Here is a 16,027-nt window from a genome sequence, read left to right as displayed (position 1 = left end):
TTCTAATAGCGTCTAGTGATGATAGCGAAGAGGTCACACCCGTTCCCATGCCGAACACGGAAGTTAAGCTCTTCAGCGCCGATGGTAGTTGGGGGTCTCCCCCTGTGAGAGTAGGACGTCGCTAGGCACCAGTAAAAAGCCATTCCCCTTGTGGGAGTGGCTTTTTTGTTGTTCCATCCCTTTTATTCTTTATTAAACCAACAACCTTGGGCTGACTCATTTATTTGAATTAACGATTAACCACTAAAAGTTCTAACACTTAGGTTCATTGGAGCGGAAGGTGGCGACTCCTGCGGGATGCAGCGGGAGAGGTGAGACACTGAAGATGCGCAGCATAAAAAGTGGCTCACCCCCGCCCCGCGGAAAGCGCCGCCTGCAGCGGAAATGAACCGGTCTCATTTTAAAAATCTATTATTCTTTTGAGTTTTATCCATTTACTATATTGCCTCATTTGTCTTTAAATAAGGCAATAAAGCATTAAAAAGCAGGTCCAAATGATGTGTCACTGTATTAGGTCCAAGTGAAATACGGATAAACCTATTCGCTTCATCAATGGATTTGCCGATTGCTGTTATCGTAGTGGCAGGATTTTGCTGCCCGATATGACACGCGCTGCCAACCGATACAGCCAATTGCCTGCGATTGCATTCAAGCATCAGAAATTGTCCCTGAAAGCAGTTACTGGTCATGCCTATAATCGAAGGAAGCTGGCACATCCCTTCTATTTTAAGAGAACTTGAATAGGGACGGATCAAATTAGACCAATGTTCCTTTAAAGATACGTAGTGGCTGTGGTACTTATCCATTTCATCTATCGAGATGGAAGCAGCAGTAATAAAGGAAGCAATACCAGGAACGTTTATTGTCCCCGGACGAAACCCTTTTTGATGGGTGGCGTGATGATAAACAGACTTCCAATGGATTGAAGGATTGATATAAACTGCGCCAACCCCTTTAGGTCCTCCTACTTTATGGCTTGAGATTGACAGACTATCGATATTAAGTTCTTTCACGTCAATCGGCAGCTTTCCAAAAGATTGAACGCAATCACAATGCAATATAATTCCTCTTGATTTTAAAAATAATCCTATATCTTTTATAGCCTGAGTGGTACCAATTTCATGGTTAACATGCTGAAGAGCTACCAGAATTGTTTGTTCAGACAGACTGTTTTCAATAGAAGATAAAGAGACAAGTCCATGTTCATCGACCGGAAGATAGGTGACCTGAAACCCATCTTCTTCGAGAGCTGCAAAGGCGCTTAACACAGAAGGGTGTTCAAGCTTAGTTGTAATAATGTGGCGTCCTCTCTCAGCATTGCCTTTGGCAATTGAACGAATGGCTAAATCATTTGATTCTGAACCCCCGCTAGTAAAATAAATGCCTTTTTTATCTCCATGCAGCAGATCGGCAAGTTTTTCTTTACACTGTTCAAAAAGGTCCTCTGCCTCTGAACCGCTGTCGTGCAAGCTGCTCGGATTTCCAGGATACCGCCTGACAGCTTCAATATAGGTCTGAATGGCTTCTTCTTTCATAGGGGCAGTGGCAGCGTAATCTAAGTAAATCATAAATTTCCTCCTAAATTATAATCTGTGCTGATTAGGTATTGTATTTAGTTTAATGATATGTAAAGATAGGTGTCAAGACAGTTGTAAAGTTTGGAGGTAATAGATTGAGATATTACGATGTTATCATCGCAGGAAGCGGTCTTGCTGCGTATGCGGTTGCACGCCGATTGTCCGCCGACTTAAAGGTTGCTATTATTTCTAATAAAAGTTTAGATATTAGTAACTCCATGCTTGCCCAGGGCGGAGTTGCTGCCGTTTTTAGTGAAGAAGACCACTGGAAGTATCATGATAAAGATACATTACTGGCAGGAGACGGGCACTGTGATCAAGCTGCAGTTTCGTATTTGACACAGCAGGGACCGGGAGTAGTGAACGCATTAATTTCTGAGGGGATGAAATTTGACTGTGGTACCTCTTCAGGATATGCGCTGGGAATGGAGGGTGCCCATTCCCGCAGAAGAATTCTGCACGCCGGCGGGGATGCTACCGGGAAAAAATTAACTTCTTTTTTACATAAAAATATAGGAGAAAATATTGATCAAATTGAATTTCATTCTGTTGTTGACTTGCTGGTAGAAAATGATCGATGCATTGGGATAAATGTTTCAGGAAAAGAAGGGGACATATCTTCTATTTTTGGCAGCCATGTAGTCTTAGCCACCGGAGGATGCGGCAATTTGTATCAGTGCACCTCAAATGCGGATACAGCAAATGGAGAAGGTCTTTCTCTGGCTTACTATGCAGGAGCAAAACTGGCAGATTTGGAGTTTGTTCAATTTCATCCCACCGTTATGGCATCCAGAAACCATCCAGGAAGACTTGTTTCAGAAGCGGTACGGGGAGAGGGAGCAGTTTTAGTCACCGATACTGGTGAGCGAATTATGAAGAATATTCATCCGTTAGAAGACCTTGCACCTAGAGACATCGTAGCAAGAGAAGTGTTCCGAAGGATTCTCCGGGGAGAGAAGATTTATTTATCGATCAAATATGTGAAAGAATTCACAAAAAAGTTTCCAACCATTTCAGCGATATGCAGGGGTGAAGGAGTTAACTTATCAGATGGTTTGATCCCGGTAAAGCCCGGGGCCCACTTTCATATGGGAGGCATTATGGTAAATGGTGTGGGACAAACATCCTTGCCTGGACTTTATGCAGTGGGGGAAGCGGCCTGTTCAGGTGTTCACGGGGCTAATCGTCTGGCAAGTAATTCATTATTAGAGGGGCTTGTATACGGGAGAGCACTAGCCGATTTTCTAAATGAACAGCCTATAACAAGACCTATTAGAGCATTTAAACAAAGTCAAAGTGCAGGGAAAAGGCTTGTTCGATCCATCACGATAGAGGAAATAAGAAAGCTGATGTTAACTCATGCGGGAATTGAACGTTCATCAGAAAAATTAAATATGTTGCAGAGAAAGCTAAAGGAACAAATAGCTGAGGTTGATTATAGAAATCTGATCGCGTATACACCAGTGGATCTTACGTTTATTCATCAAGCAACAGCTGCCTATTTAATTGCCAAGTCAGCTTTTGAGAGAAAGGAAAGCAGGGGAGCCCATTACTGTACCGATTTTCCAGAAAAAAAGGAAGAGTGGGCTGGTATGCGGATTATCCAGCAGATCAATCAAAATAGCTTAAACGGAGGTCTCGGATCTAATGAATATGATAAAAGCCAGAAAGCTGCTGGAGCAGTTTTTACTTGAGGATGTACAGGACCTGGATATAACGAGTCAGTCTTTATTTAATTCCAGTGATCATGGAAAAGCAGAATTTATTGTTAAGGAACGTGGCATTTTATCTGGATTAATGCTGATTAATGAGTTGTATGGACTGATTGATTCGGCTGTCAGCGTTGCCTTGTATAAGCAGGACGGTGAGCTGGCAGAAGCAGGTGAACGTATAGCTCTTATTACCGGGCCGGTTCAATCCCTGCTGACAGGCGAGAGAGTAGTGCTGAATTTAATCCAGCGGATGAGTGGAATTGCGACATTGACGGATCAGGCAGTCAAAACACTTAACAGCACCCATACGAAAATATGCGACACCAGAAAAACAACCCCTGGTCTAAGAATGTTTGAAAAATATGCAGTCCGCTGCGGAGGCGGGATGAATCACCGGTTTGGTTTATATGATGGAGTCATGCTGAAAGACAATCATATTGAATATGCAGGTTCCATTAAAAATGCGGTGGAAAGAGTAAGAAGCCAAATAGGTCATATGGTTAAAATTGAAGTGGAAATCGAAACGCAGGAGCAGCTTCACCAGGCGATTGAATCAAAGGCAGATATCATCATGTTTGATAACTGCAGTCCTAAAACTATTAAAAATTGGATAGCAGATGTTCCCGAAGGAATCGTCACAGAAGCTTCCGGCGGCATTACCCTGAATAAGCTTGAAGAATACAGCGCTTGCGGTGTGGATTATATATCGCTGGGTTTTATTACCCACTCCGTAAAAAGTCTGGATATTAGCCTGGATATAAAATTGACGTAAGGAGGAAACAGTATGCTATTGGATTTAGTGACAAAAATGCCGGAACGGTATAAAGAAATGCAATATATGGAACTGGTCAAACGAGCAGCGGCAGTAAAAGAAAGATTTGGGGACCGTCTTTTTATACCGGGCCATCACTATCAAAAAGATGAAGTGATTCAATTTGCAGATGTAACTGGTGATTCATTGCAGCTCGCTCAAATGGCTTCAAGCCGTCAACAAGCAGAATACATTGTTTTTTGCGGTGTTCATTTTATGGCAGAGACAGCAGACATCCTGGCTGCTGATCATCAGAAGGTTGTGCTGCCAGACTTGAGAGCGGGCTGTTCAATGGCTGATATGGCGGATATAAATCAAACTGAACGCGGGTGGGAAAAGCTGCAGCAATTGTTTGGAGATACGATTCTGCCTGTCACCTATGTAAATTCAACAGCAGCAATTAAAGCGTTTGTTGGTAAAAAAGGGGGAGCAACTGTTACCTCTTCCAATGCAAAAAAAATGGTGCAATGGGCTTTTGAGAAAAAAGAGCGCTTGTTTTTTCTGCCAGATCAGCATTTGGGCCGCAACACAGCCTATGATTTAGGCATTCCGCTAGCCAGCATGGCAGTCTGGGATCCGATACATGAGAAACTTGAATTTGAAGGGGATCTGGAGAACGTTAAAGTGATTTTATGGAAGGGACATTGTTCCGTGCATATGAACTTTAGGGCAGACCATATTAGGAAGCTTCGCAGTGAAGAGCCGGATGTTGCTGTCATTGTGCATCCTGAATGCACAAGAGAAGTGGTTGCGCTTGCAGATGATGCTGGTTCTACAAAATATATTATAGATACAATAAAACAGGCAGAGAAGGGATCAAAATGGGCAATTGGCACAGAGATGAACTTGGTAAACCGTCTGAAAGACAGCTTTCCAGAACTCGAAATCCGCTCGCTTAACCCTACGATGTGTCCTTGTCTTACCATGAACCGTATCGACCTGCCGCACCTCACCTGGATCCTTGAATCACTTGAAAAAAATGAAATTTATAATCAGATATCAGTTGATAAAGAAACAAGCAGGTATGCAAAAATGGCGCTGGATAAAATGCTGTCGCTTTAACGCCGAGTTTTTGTTTAATTGTGATAGGTGTGGATATTATAAGAATAGAGTCAATTATAAAATAGGAGGGAATTAAACCATGTCACACCACACACACAGTAATCACACTCACCAGCACAGCGAAAAATGCGGTCACACGAAGATTAAGCATCAGAACCATGTTGATTATGTACATGACGGCCATCTGCACCATGAGCATGAGGGGCATTGGGATGAATGTAAAATTGAGGTCAGTGAAACGAATCCGGATGAGTGCAAGCCATATGACTGCGGCTGTACTCATAACGATGATTGCGGCCACGAGATGGTTCCGCATGGCGACCACTATGATTTCTTAGTGAATGGGCGACTTCATCATGTTCATGGGGATCACTGTGATGATCATGGACCTGTTGAGATACTGGATGTGGGAAGTGCAAAATAATAAAAGAAGTTAGGACATAACTCCAATAATTATGTAAATTGAGTCTATTTTAATTGAAACGATGAGCTGAAGCGCAGTGAACCGGTTTGAAGAGGTTGAGACATTTGTCTCAGCCTTTTATATTTTAGTAACATCATTTCGTTTTCCCTTCAGATAAAATACACGCTATGTTTATTCCATTTACAGAAGGGTATTTTATGAAGAAGAGAATAAACCAATTTAAAAGGTGGTATAAAAACATGTCTAAAAGCGTTTTAATGGTAGTAACGAATACAGATAAAATTGATGCTGACCATCCGACAGGCCTTTGGTTGTCAGAGTTTGCTGAGCCGTATGTAGAATTCAAAAAAAATAATATTGAAGTAACAGTTGTTAGCCCTAAAGGTGGGGGAATCCCACTTGATCCTAACAGCCTTGAAGGTGAACAGCCTTCGGAGTGGAAGGAAGCAGAAGAAAAATTATTACAAACAGAGCAGCTTTCAAGTGTGGTATTCGATCATTTTGATGGTGTCTTCCTGCCAGGCGGCCACGGGACAATGTTTGACTTGCCTAATGAACCGCACCTGCAGGACGGATTGGCTCACTTTGCTGAAAATAATAAAGTAATTGGTGCTGTCTGCCATGGTCCGGCAGGTTTTGTAGATGTTGAATTGTCAGATGGAACATTCCTTGTTAAGAACAAAAAAATGACAGCCTTTACTGATGAAGAGGAAAAAGAAACAGGGCTTGATTCCTTTATGCCTTTCTTACTTCAGTCGAAGCTTGAAGAACAGGGAGCCCACTTTGTAGCTCAGGGAAATTGGGCTGACCATGTAGTGAAGGACGGTAAATTCATCACGGGTCAAAATCCGCAGTCGAGTCAAAAAACAGCGGAAGCTTTTGTCCAAGCATTAGGAAAGTAGTGTCAAAAAACACGGGGAGCGTTTTCCCTGTGTTTTTTTATTTTCCTGCATATGTGACATCAACATTAGCCTTTACTTTTCAGGTATTCACTAGTAGGATTGCTTTTGTATCTGACGTGACGTAATCTTTCCATAAATGAGTTTGTTATAGAGTAGAAGGAGGAACTACTGTGCTTGAAAATGGATTAATAATGGTAATAATTATTTTTGCCATCAACATCTTTTATGTATCTTTTTTTACGATGCGTATGATTTTGACGCTTAAAGGATACCGCTACCTCGCAGCAGGTGTAAGTATGATTGAAGTGGTAATCTATGTTGTTGGTTTGGGACTCGTACTCGATAATTTAAATGAAATCCAAAATCTGATTGCTTATGCCGTAGGATATGGGATTGGAGTTATTGTCGGGATGAAAATTGAAGAAAAACTGGCCCTTGGATATATAACAGTAAATGTCATTACAATGGATAATGGTCTTGGTCTGCCTAAGAAGCTGCGGGAACTGGGATATGGTGTTACTGACTGGGAAGCAAACGGCCTGGAAGGCGGAAGATGGGCCATGCAGATTCTGACCCCAAGAAAATATGAACTAAAGCTGTACCAGCGGATAAAAGAGATTGATCCAAAGGCCTTTATTATTTCGTACGAACCGAAAGCGATCCATGGAGGCTTCTGGGTTAAGAGTGTAAGAAAACGCATCGCTCAGGAGGAAAAGAAAGTTGAGTAATAAAATGTGGTTTGACGTAGAAGAAAATGAAACCATTGATGAATGCCTGAATCGAATGGCATCTCTTGGCTACATGCCGATCCGGCGTATGGAGGAACCGATTTTCAAAGAAATTAAAGAGGGATCTTCTGTAAAAAAAGAGCCTGTAAGGCAGAAAATACGATTTCAGGGAATCAAAAGCGAACAATAAAAATATTTAATGCTTAAATTGTTCGCCTTAAGGTTGACGCCATCATGTCACCTTGTTATGATGAATACGAGATAAACAAAACGAATAAAGCATACAAACCTCATATAATCATGGGAATATGGCCCAGAAGTTTCTACCCGGTTACCGTAAATGACTGGACTATGAGGGAAAGTGATGCCTTGGATCCGCTATGCCCTTTTTTAAGTGTATAGAGGACGCATTCAGGACCCAGGTGAGCAACTTTCCTTCATTAGAGGAGGAAATTTGTTGACCTGGGTTTTTTATTGCCCTTACAGTCAACTATCAGATTATTGGAGTGAGACGATGACAGCATCAATAGGTGTAATAATGGGAAGCACATCAGATTGGCCAACGATGAAAAAAGCTTGTGAAATACTTGATGAACTGGATATAGCGTATGAAAAACAGGTAGTCAGCGCACACCGTACCCCTGATTTAATGTTTGAGTATGCAAGCGGCGCAAGACAAAGGGGTATCAAGGTTATCATTGCCGGTGCAGGGGGAGCTGCCCATCTGCCTGGCATGGTCGCAAGCAAAACGACACTTCCTGTAATTGGAGTACCCATTAAGTCGAAGGCATTAAATGGTATGGATTCCTTATTGTCTATCGTACAAATGCCAGGCGGCGTGCCTGTAGCGACAGTAGCGATCGGCGATGCTGGTGCTGTAAATGCCGGGCTGCTCTCAGCTCAAATACTTTCTGTCAGTCAGCCGGAAATAGCAGATCGGCTGGAGGCAAGAAGAAAAGAAAGTGAAGTAAATGTCTTAAAAAGCAGCGGTGACCTTTATGAATAGAATTCTCCCTGGTCAAACCATTGGAATCATAGGCGGCGGTCAGCTTGGCAGAATGATGGCACTTGCCGCTAAGGAAGCGGGATTTAAAATTGCGGTGCTTGATCCGGCAAAAAACTCACCATGCGGACAAGTAGCAGACATTGAAATAACTGCAGCGTTTGACGATCGTGACGCCTTGAAGGCACTTGCAGATGCTAGCGATGTTATCACGTATGAGTTTGAGAATATTAACGCAGAAGCGCTTGAATGGCTGGGAGAGATTAGTCTTATCCCGCAAGGATCTGAACTGATCAGGATTACGCAGAACCGCCGTTTAGAAAAAGAAATGCTGGACCGTGCGAAGGTGCCGGTTGCTTCCTATAAAATCATTGAAAACGAACAAGAATTATATGATAAGATAGAAACGTTCGGTTTTCCGGCTGTTTTAAAGACATTAACTGGCGGCTATGATGGGAAAGGGCAAGTGAAGCTGAATTCGGTTGAAGATCTTTTAGAAGGGGAAGCACTGATCAAGCAGCACGGACCTTGTGTTGCTGAATCGTTTGTTTCATTTGAGAAAGAGATTTCCGTGATTGTCCACCGAAATTCATCGGGGCAGACAACTACGCTGCCAATTGCTGAAAATGTTCATTTGAATCATATTTTACATGAGTCCATTGTGCCGGCAAGATTAGAGCCGGAAGTCAGCAGACTGGCTATAACCCTTGCACTGCAAATTGCAGATGCCATTGAGCTTGTGGGAACACTCGCTGTTGAGATGTTTGTTAAGGACACAGGAGAAATTTTTGTGAATGAGCTTGCACCAAGACCGCATAACTCAGGTCATTTTTCGATAGAAGCCTGTGAAACATCCCAGTTCCATCAGCATATCCGGGCGATTTGCAACTGGCCGCTGAAAAGTACAGCGCTTATCAAACCAGTTGTCATGGTGAATGTTCTGGGCCAGCATGTAGAACCGGTAGTTGAAAGTATTGGCCGCTACGCTAATTGGTCGATTCATCTATATGGAAAAGAACAACCGAAAGAAAACCGAAAAATGGGCCATGTGACGATTATGACGGCCAACATAAATGAAACGCTGAATCAAATCAATGCGTCACAAATCTGGAAGACAACATAATTGGAGGTAACACGATGATCGAACGTTATACCCGTCCTGAAATGGGCAATATCTGGACTGAACAAAACCGTTTTCAAGCCTGGCTGGAAGTTGAAATACTGGCTTGTGAGGCCTGGGCAGAAATTGGCGATATTCCAAAAGAGGATGTTCAGAAAATACGTGCCAATGCTTCATTTGATGTCAATCGTATTAAAGAGATAGAAGAAGAAACCCGCCATGATGTAGTTGCTTTTACACGGGCAGTATCAGAAACACTCGGAGCAGAAAAGAAGTGGGTTCATTATGGCTTAACTTCAACTGATGTGGTCGATACAGCACTTTCATACTTACTAAGACAAGCAAACGAAATTCTTCTAAGAGACCTTGAAAACTTTGTTGATATTTTAGCAGTCAAGGCAAAAGAACATAAATTAACCGTCATGATGGGACGTACTCACGGTGTGCATGCTGAGCCGACAACATTCGGTTTAAAGCTTGCGTTGTGGCATGAGGAAATGAAGCGCAACCTTGAGCGTTTTAAACAATCAGCTTCAGGCGTTGAATTCGGCAAAATGTCCGGCGCTGTAGGAACCTATGCAAATATTAACCCGTTTGTTGAATCGTACGTGTGCGAACAATTAGGGCTTCAGGCAGCACCGATTTCAACTCAGACCCTGCAGCGCGATCGACATGCTGATTACATGGCGACGTTAGCTCTAATTGCAACATCAGTTGAGAAATTTGCAGTGGAAGTACGCTCATTGCAAAAAAGTGAGACAAGAGAAGTAGAGGAGTATTTTGCAAAAGGACAGAAGGGTTCTTCTGCAATGCCGCATAAACGGAACCCAATCGGTTCTGAAAATATGACGGGGCTTGCTCGTCTGATCAGAGGCTATATGCAAACGGCATATGAGAATGTTCCACTTTGGCATGAACGGGATATCTCTCATTCTTCAGCGGAACGCGTAATTCTTCCGGATGCAACAATCGCATTGAATTATATGCTTAACCGGTTTGGCAATATCATTAAGAACCTTACCGTATTCCCTGAAAATATGAAGCGCAATATGGATCGCACATTAGGGTTGATTTATTCCCAGCGTGTGCTGCTGGCTCTTATTGATAAAGGCCTGTCCCGTGAAGAAGCATACGATACAGTTCAGCCGAAAGCGATGGAGGCATGGGAAAAGCAAGTCCATTTCCGTGAACTTGTGGAAGCGGAGGAAGCCATCACATCTAGGCTTTCGCCTGAGGAAATTGAAGACTGCTTCGATTACAACTATCACCTTCAGCATGTGGAAACGATTTTTACAAGACTGGGATTAAATTAAATCAAAGCAACTCCGTCCTATCCCATTACTTTGGGGCCGGACGGGTTGCCCTTAATACAAAATTAATAGATTCAAAATTCCGATTATCAGGGAGTGAAGGATACATGGAAAAAGGGCAAATGCTCTACGAAGGAAAAGCAAAACGATTGTATTCAACAGACGAACCAGGAATTCTTTGGCTGGAATACAAGGATTCTGCTACCGCATTTAATGGAGAAAAAAAAGCGAACATTGAAGGCAAAGGGCAGCTGAATAACTTGATTACAAGTCTTCTGTTTGAAAAATTAAAAGCAGAAGGAATTGAATCACATTTTGTGCAAAAACTTTCCGATCATGAGCAGCTTGTACGCCATGTAGAAATCATTCCAATTGAAGTAGTCGTGCGCAATGTTGCTGCTGGCACATTGGCCAAAAGAATTGGACTTGAGGAAGGCAAGACGCTTCCGCATACAATCGTCGAATGGTATTACAAAGATGATGACCTGGGGGATCCGCTGATTAATGAAGATCATATTTCCATCTTGTCATTAGCTCAGCCGGATGAACTGACAGTACTTAGAGAAAAAGCCCTTGAAATCAATAAGGTTCTGACAAGATTCTTTACAGCGATCGATGTAGATCTGATTGATTTTAAATTGGAATTTGGACGGGCTGCAGATGGCTCAATTCTTTTGGCGGATGAAATTTCGCCAGACACATGCCGGTTATGGGATGCAAAAACTAAGCAAAAACTAGATAAAGATGTTTTCAGAAGAGATTTAGGAAGTTTAACAGATGCATATCAAACCGTTTTTACACGACTGGGAGGCGTTTCATCATGATGAAGGTTAAAATTCACGTTACATTAAGAGAAAGTGTACTAGATCCTCAAGGGACAGCAGTTAAAAGCTCGCTGCATGCATTAAATTACCATGAGGTGCAGGATGTACGCATCGGTAAATACTTAGAGGTTTTAATTGAACCAACCGAACGTCCGATAGATGATGTAGTAAAGGAAATGTGTGAAAAGCTGCTGGCAAATACAGTAATTGAAGACTATGAATATGAGGTGGAGGAGGCTGTCACAACATGAAATTTGCGGTGATAGTATTTCCAGGTTCGAATTGTGATATCGATATGTACCATGCGATAAAGGATGAGCTTGGGGAAGAAGCAGAGTTTGTCTGGCATGATACAGAGAACTTAGATGGATTTGATGGCATCTTGCTGCCGGGGGGATTCTCCTATGGTGATTACCTTCGTTCGGGGTCGATTGCCCGCTTTTCAAGCGTGATGAAAGAAGTAGTGAAAGCAGCTGAAGCAGGCAAGCCGGTATTGGGCGTATGCAATGGTTTTCAAATTCTGCTTGAAGCGGGGCTGCTGCCAGGCGCCATGCTTCGCAACAAAAAGCTGAAATTTATGTGCCGTACGGTAGGACTGCGTGTGGAAAACAACGACACAATGTTTACCAAAAACTATGAAGAAGGCCAAATGATTCAAATCCCGATTGCGCACGGCGAGGGGAACTATTATTGTGATGATAAAACGTATAATCAGCTGAAAGATAACGGGCAGATTGCCTTTACCTATGCTTTAGAAAATCCTAATGGAAGTTTAGGAGATATTGCGGGCATTACCAACTCAAAAGGAAATGTTCTTGGGATGATGCCACACCCGGAACGTGCAGTAGATTCGCTACTCGGAAGCGCAGACGGACTTAAATTGTTTCAATCGATTGTGAAGCACTGGAGGGACTCAAATGTCATTACTGCTTGAACCAACAGCTCAAGATATTAAAAACGATAAAATATACCGTGAAATGGGATTAACTGATGAGGAGTTTGGAATGGTTGAATCCATTTTAGGCCGCCTTCCAAATTATACAGAACTCGGATTATTTTCTGTTATGTGGTCGGAGCACTGCAGCTACAAAAATTCGAAGCCGTTGCTGAAAAAATTCCCCGTTACAGGAGAACGCGTATTGCAGGGGCCGGGTGAAGGAGCAGGAATCGTTGATATTGGAGACGGGCAAGCAGTGGCATTTAAAATTGAAAGCCATAACCACCCTTCTGCGATCGAACCTTACCAGGGTGCAGCAACGGGTGTCGGCGGCATTATACGTGATGTATTTTCAATGGGAGCAAGACCCATCGCGATCCTCAACTCTTTACGCTTTGGAGAATTGGATTCTGCTCGTGTTCGGTACCTTTTCGAAGAAGTAGTGGCAGGGATTGCAGGCTACGGAAACTGTATTGGCATCCCGACAGTCGGCGGCGAAATTCAGTTTGACGCTTCTTATGATGGCAATCCTTTAGTAAATGCTATGTGTGTTGGGTTAATTGACCATAAAGACATACAAAAGGGCCAGGCAAAAGGTGTAGGGAATACGGTCATGTATGTAGGGGCAAAAACCGGGCGTGACGGAATACACGGTGCGACATTTGCATCAGAGGAATTAAGTGATGCTTCCGAGGAAAAACGCCCCGCTGTTCAAGTGGGCGATCCATTTATGGAAAAGCTTCTTCTTGAAGCATGTCTGGAATTGATCAAGTCTGATGCGCTGATTGGAATTCAGGACATGGGTGCTGCGGGCTTAACAAGTTCATCAGCGGAAATGGCCAGTAAAGCCGGTTCAGGTATAGAGATGGATCTTGACCTGGTTCCTCAGCGCGAAACCGGTATGACAGGTTATGAGATGATGCTCTCAGAATCGCAGGAGCGTATGTTAATTGTTATTGAAAAAGGACGGGAAAAAGAGATTCAGGAATTGTTCCATAAATACGATCTTGATGCAGTGGCAGTCGGGCACGTAACTGATGATCATCATCTCCGTTTAATTCATAAAGGTGAAACGATTGCTGACGTTCCGGTTGATGCGCTTGCTGAAGATGCACCTGTATATCATAAACCGTCAAGTGAACCGCGTTATTATCGTGAATTTCAGGCAATCGAAAACACTGAGCCCGAGGTTGAAAATATAGAAGAAACATTACTGAAGCTTTTAAAACAGCCGACCATTGCAAGCAAGGAATGGGTTTATGATCAATATGACTACCAGGTTCGGACAAACACTGTAGTAACACCGGGATCAGATGCTGCCGTGCTGCGAATCCGCGGTACTGAAAAAGCGCTCGCAATGACAACGGATTGCAACTCCCGCTATCTTTATCTGGATCCGGAGACAGGCGGCAAGATTGCAGTGGCTGAAGCTGCGCGAAACATTGTCTGCTCAGGCGGACTGCCGCTTGCGATTACAGATTGCCTGAATTTCGGCAATCCTGAAAAGCCGGAGATTTTCTGGCAAATGGAAAAGGCAGTTGACGGAATGAGCGAAGCGTGTAATGTGCTTAACGCTCCGGTTATTGGAGGCAATGTGTCTCTTTATAATGAAACAAATGGAACGGCAGTTTACCCGACACCGGTTGTTGGAATGGTTGGTTTGATTGAAAATGTTGACCATATTACAACGCAAAGCTTTAAAAAAGCCGGGGATCTTGTCTATGTGATCGGTGAAACTGCTACTGAATTTGGCGGCAGCGAGCTTCAAAAGCTTGTTCATGGAAACATATTTGGCAAATCGCCAGAGCTTGATTTAACGATAGAGTCAGGACGACAGGCGCAGCTTCTTCAAGCAATTCAGAATGGGCTCATCTCATCGGCGCATGATCTGGCTGAAGGTGGTCTTGCTGTAGCGCTTGCTGAGTCTACTTTTGGAACTGACGGACTTGGGGTGGAAGTGGATACAAATGGGTCGGTTATTACTGCATTGTTCAGTGAAACACAATCCCGTTTTCTCGTTTCTGTCGATCCGGAAAACCAAGCAGCGTTTGAAAAATTAGTGGCAGATGCAGAAAAAATCGGACATGTAACAGCTCAATCGGCGCTTATTATCAGAAACGAAGGCCAGGCTGTTGTCAATCGTCCTGTACAAGACTTTGAAGCTAGTTGGAGAGGAGCGATCGCATGCTTGCTGAGCTAAGAGGGCTTAATGAAGAGTGTGGTGTATTTGGAATTTGGGGTCATGAACAAGCGGCACAATTAACGTACTATGCTCTTCAAAGCCTACAGCATCGCGGGCAAGAAGGAGCCGGTATTGTTGCATCCAATGGTCTGGAGATCACCAGTCATAAAGGTGAAGGGCTGGTAACTGAGGTTTTTAGTCAAGCGCAGCTGGATGGATTGAAAGGACATGGCGCTGTAGGCCATGTCCGCTACACGACTGCAGGTGGAGGAGGCTATGAGAATGTTCAGCCTTTGCTGTTTCGTTCTCAGACTAGCAGCCTTGCACTGGCTCATAATGGAAACCTTGTGAATGCCAATGCTCTTAAACATCAATTAGAACGCCAGGGAAGCATATTTCAGACAACATCGGACACCGAAGTGCTGGCCCACTTAATTAAACGCAGCGGCTATGAAAATGCCAAGGAACGAGTGAAAAATGCTCTAACGATGCTGAAGGGAGCTTATGCTTTCGTCATTATGACGGAAACAGAGCTCATGGTGGCACTTGATCCTAATGGACTGCGTCCTCTTTCCCTTGGCAAGATTGGCGACGGCTATGTCGTTGCATCTGAAACCTGTGCGTTTGATATTATTGGAGCGGAATATATTCGTTCGGTTGAACCGGGTGAGCTGTTAATTATAAATGATGAAGGCATCCGATCAGAACGTTTTACTTATGCGACAAACCGGTCGATTTGCACAATGGAATATGTGTATTTTTCACGTCCTGACAGCGATATTGACGGCCTGAATGTTCACAGTGCAAGAAAGCGGCTTGGCAAACAGCTGGCATCGGAGTTTCCCATTGAAGCAGATGTAGTGACAGGGGTGCCTGACTCAAGTATTTCTGCTGCGATTGGCTACGCAGAAGCAGCCAATATCCCATATGAGATGGGTTTGATTAAAAACCGTTACATCGGCCGTACTTTTATTCAGCCTTCTCAGGAGCTGCGTGAACAGGGTGTGAAAATGAAGCTTTCACCAGTACGCGGAGTTGTAGAAGGAAAACGTGTTGTTATGGTAGATGATTCAATCGTCCGCGGTACGACAAGCAGAAGAATCGTAAAAATGCTAAAGGATGCAGGGGCAACCGAGGTACATGTTGTGATTAGTTCGCCGCCTATAAAAAATCCATGTTTTTACGGAATTGATACGAGCACACATGAAGAATTAATTGCAAGTAAGAATTCAGTGGAAGAAATCCGTTCCATCATTGGTGCAGATTCTCTTAGCTTTATCTCTGTTGAGGGCATGGTTGAAGCGATCGGGCGTCCGGATGCAGATGAAAACCGCGGCCATTGTCTGGCCTGCTTTACAGGTAAATATCCAACAGAGATTTACCCGGATACGCTTCACCCCTATGAAAAAGAGCTAACACACTAGGAGGAAACAAC

16 protein-coding genes, 1 rRNA gene and 1 riboswitch are annotated in these 16,027 nt (G+C 43.4%); of the genes, 16 read left to right on the top strand and 1 reads right to left on the bottom strand.

Annotated features, from left to right (window positions below):
* The first annotated feature begins 11 nt into the window (after positions 1-11).
* Positions 12-127 (top strand): 5S ribosomal RNA (rrf, locus tag E2R51_RS17735).
* Between the two features lie 310 nt (positions 128-437).
* On the opposite strand, the gene E2R51_RS17730 is transcribed toward rrf, so the two are convergent.
* The gene (locus E2R51_RS17730) at positions 438-1,568 is read right to left on the bottom strand and encodes an IscS subfamily cysteine desulfurase (protein ID WP_133378435.1); all 1,131 of its coding nucleotides are present in this window, start codon (positions 1,566-1,568) and stop codon (positions 438-440) included.
* A gap of 104 nt (positions 1,569-1,672) precedes the next feature.
* On the opposite strand from E2R51_RS17730, the gene nadB reads away from it, so the two are divergent.
* The 15 genes from nadB (at position 1,673) to purF (ending at position 16,016) form a co-directional block, all read left to right on the top strand.
* Positions 1,673-3,271 (top strand): L-aspartate oxidase, encoded by a 1,599-nt coding sequence (gene nadB, locus E2R51_RS17725; RefSeq protein WP_165967270.1) that lies wholly within the window; start codon positions 1,673-1,675, stop codon positions 3,269-3,271.
* Positions 3,225-4,061, top strand: coding sequence for a carboxylating nicotinate-nucleotide diphosphorylase (gene nadC / locus E2R51_RS17720; protein ID WP_133378433.1), 837 nt, complete (start codon positions 3,225-3,227; stop codon positions 4,059-4,061). Before nadB ends, nadC begins: the two co-directional genes overlap by 47 nt.
* 12 nt (positions 4,062-4,073) lie before the next feature.
* A complete protein-coding gene (gene nadA / locus E2R51_RS17715; RefSeq protein WP_133378432.1) occupies positions 4,074-5,162 on the top strand; it encodes a quinolinate synthase NadA in 1,089 nt (362 codons plus the stop codon).
* Positions 5,163-5,241: 79 nt separating this feature from the next.
* The gene (locus tag E2R51_RS17710) at positions 5,242-5,586 is read left to right on the top strand and encodes a hypothetical protein (protein ID WP_133378431.1); all 345 of its coding nucleotides are present in this window, start codon (positions 5,242-5,244) and stop codon (positions 5,584-5,586) included.
* A gap of 239 nt (positions 5,587-5,825) precedes the next feature.
* Complete coding sequence (locus E2R51_RS17705; RefSeq protein ID WP_133378430.1) at positions 5,826-6,488, top strand: type 1 glutamine amidotransferase domain-containing protein; 663 nt, start codon at positions 5,826-5,828, stop codon at positions 6,486-6,488.
* 170 nt (positions 6,489-6,658) lie between these two features.
* Positions 6,659-7,216 (top strand): DUF2179 domain-containing protein, encoded by a 558-nt coding sequence (locus E2R51_RS17700; protein ID WP_133378429.1) that lies wholly within the window; start codon positions 6,659-6,661, stop codon positions 7,214-7,216.
* Positions 7,209-7,406 (top strand): NETI motif-containing protein, encoded by a 198-nt coding sequence (locus E2R51_RS17695; RefSeq protein ID WP_306462134.1) that lies wholly within the window; start codon positions 7,209-7,211, stop codon positions 7,404-7,406. Before E2R51_RS17700 ends, E2R51_RS17695 begins: the two co-directional genes overlap by 8 nt.
* A gap of 80 nt (positions 7,407-7,486) precedes the next feature.
* A riboswitch (purine riboswitch) is annotated at positions 7,487-7,588 on the top strand.
* Positions 7,589-7,730: 142 nt separating this feature from the next.
* Positions 7,731-8,222, top strand: coding sequence for a 5-(carboxyamino)imidazole ribonucleotide mutase (gene purE / locus E2R51_RS17690; protein WP_133378428.1), 492 nt, complete (start codon positions 7,731-7,733; stop codon positions 8,220-8,222).
* Positions 8,215-9,342, top strand: coding sequence for a 5-(carboxyamino)imidazole ribonucleotide synthase (gene purK / locus E2R51_RS17685; protein WP_133378427.1), 1,128 nt, complete (start codon positions 8,215-8,217; stop codon positions 9,340-9,342). Before purE ends, purK begins: the two co-directional genes overlap by 8 nt.
* A gap of 14 nt (positions 9,343-9,356) precedes the next feature.
* Positions 9,357-10,652: an adenylosuccinate lyase gene (gene purB, locus E2R51_RS17680; protein ID WP_133378426.1), complete on the top strand. Its 1,296-nt coding sequence runs from the start codon at positions 9,357-9,359 to the stop codon at positions 10,650-10,652.
* Positions 10,653-10,756: 104 nt separating this feature from the next.
* Positions 10,757-11,473 carry a phosphoribosylaminoimidazolesuccinocarboxamide synthase gene (purC, locus tag E2R51_RS17675; protein WP_133378425.1) on the top strand — a complete coding sequence of 239 codons (717 nt, stop codon included), beginning with the start codon at positions 10,757-10,759 and terminating at the stop codon, positions 11,471-11,473.
* Positions 11,470-11,724: a phosphoribosylformylglycinamidine synthase subunit PurS gene (gene purS, locus E2R51_RS17670; RefSeq protein WP_133378424.1), complete on the top strand. Its 255-nt coding sequence runs from the start codon at positions 11,470-11,472 to the stop codon at positions 11,722-11,724. The genes purC and purS overlap by 4 nt, the downstream gene beginning before the upstream one ends.
* Entirely contained in the window at positions 11,721-12,407 is a 687-nt protein-coding gene (gene purQ / locus E2R51_RS17665) for a phosphoribosylformylglycinamidine synthase subunit PurQ (RefSeq protein ID WP_133378423.1), read from the top strand. The genes purS and purQ overlap by 4 nt, the downstream gene beginning before the upstream one ends.
* The gene (purL, locus tag E2R51_RS17660) at positions 12,391-14,610 is read left to right on the top strand and encodes a phosphoribosylformylglycinamidine synthase subunit PurL (protein ID WP_133378422.1); all 2,220 of its coding nucleotides are present in this window, start codon (positions 12,391-12,393) and stop codon (positions 14,608-14,610) included. The genes purQ and purL overlap by 17 nt, the downstream gene beginning before the upstream one ends.
* A complete protein-coding gene (purF, locus tag E2R51_RS17655) occupies positions 14,595-16,016 on the top strand; it encodes an amidophosphoribosyltransferase (RefSeq protein WP_133378421.1) in 1,422 nt (473 codons plus the stop codon). The genes purL and purF overlap by 16 nt, the downstream gene beginning before the upstream one ends.
* Positions 16,017-16,027: the final 11 nt, after the last annotated feature.

It is taken from the genome of Jeotgalibacillus sp. S-D1 (assembly GCF_004358665.1).
Classification (GTDB): domain Bacteria; phylum Bacillota; class Bacilli; order Bacillales; family Jeotgalibacillaceae; genus Jeotgalibacillus.
This window is presented reverse-complemented; position numbering and strand designations above follow the sequence as displayed.

What these genes read in the sequence shown, in the direction of transcription:
- purL (WP_133378422.1), top strand. Translation starts at nt 12,391, where the DNA reads ATGTCATTACTGCTTGAACCAACAGCTCAAGATATTAAAAACGATAAA.
- nadC (WP_133378433.1), top strand. Translation starts at nt 3,225, where the DNA reads ATGAATATGATAAAAGCCAGAAAGCTGCTGGAGCAGTTTTTACTTGAG.
- purQ (WP_133378423.1), top strand. Translation starts at nt 11,721, where the DNA reads ATGAAATTTGCGGTGATAGTATTTCCAGGTTCGAATTGTGATATCGAT.
- E2R51_RS17710 (WP_133378431.1), top strand. Translation starts at nt 5,242, where the DNA reads ATGTCACACCACACACACAGTAATCACACTCACCAGCACAGCGAAAAA.
- purB (WP_133378426.1), top strand. Translation starts at nt 9,357, where the DNA reads ATGATCGAACGTTATACCCGTCCTGAAATGGGCAATATCTGGACTGAA.
- nadA (WP_133378432.1), top strand. Translation starts at nt 4,074, where the DNA reads ATGCTATTGGATTTAGTGACAAAAATGCCGGAACGGTATAAAGAAATG.
- purC (WP_133378425.1), top strand. Translation starts at nt 10,757, where the DNA reads ATGGAAAAAGGGCAAATGCTCTACGAAGGAAAAGCAAAACGATTGTAT.
- purF (WP_133378421.1), top strand. Translation starts at nt 14,595, where the DNA reads ATGCTTGCTGAGCTAAGAGGGCTTAATGAAGAGTGTGGTGTATTTGGA.
- purS (WP_133378424.1), top strand. Translation starts at nt 11,470, where the DNA reads ATGATGAAGGTTAAAATTCACGTTACATTAAGAGAAAGTGTACTAGAT.
- E2R51_RS17730 (WP_133378435.1), bottom strand. Translation starts at nt 1,568, where the DNA reads ATGATTTACTTAGATTACGCTGCCACTGCCCCTATGAAAGAAGAAGCC.
- E2R51_RS17705 (WP_133378430.1), top strand. Translation starts at nt 5,826, where the DNA reads ATGTCTAAAAGCGTTTTAATGGTAGTAACGAATACAGATAAAATTGAT.
- purK (WP_133378427.1), top strand. Translation starts at nt 8,215, where the DNA reads ATGAATAGAATTCTCCCTGGTCAAACCATTGGAATCATAGGCGGCGGT.
- purE (WP_133378428.1), top strand. Translation starts at nt 7,731, where the DNA reads ATGACAGCATCAATAGGTGTAATAATGGGAAGCACATCAGATTGGCCA.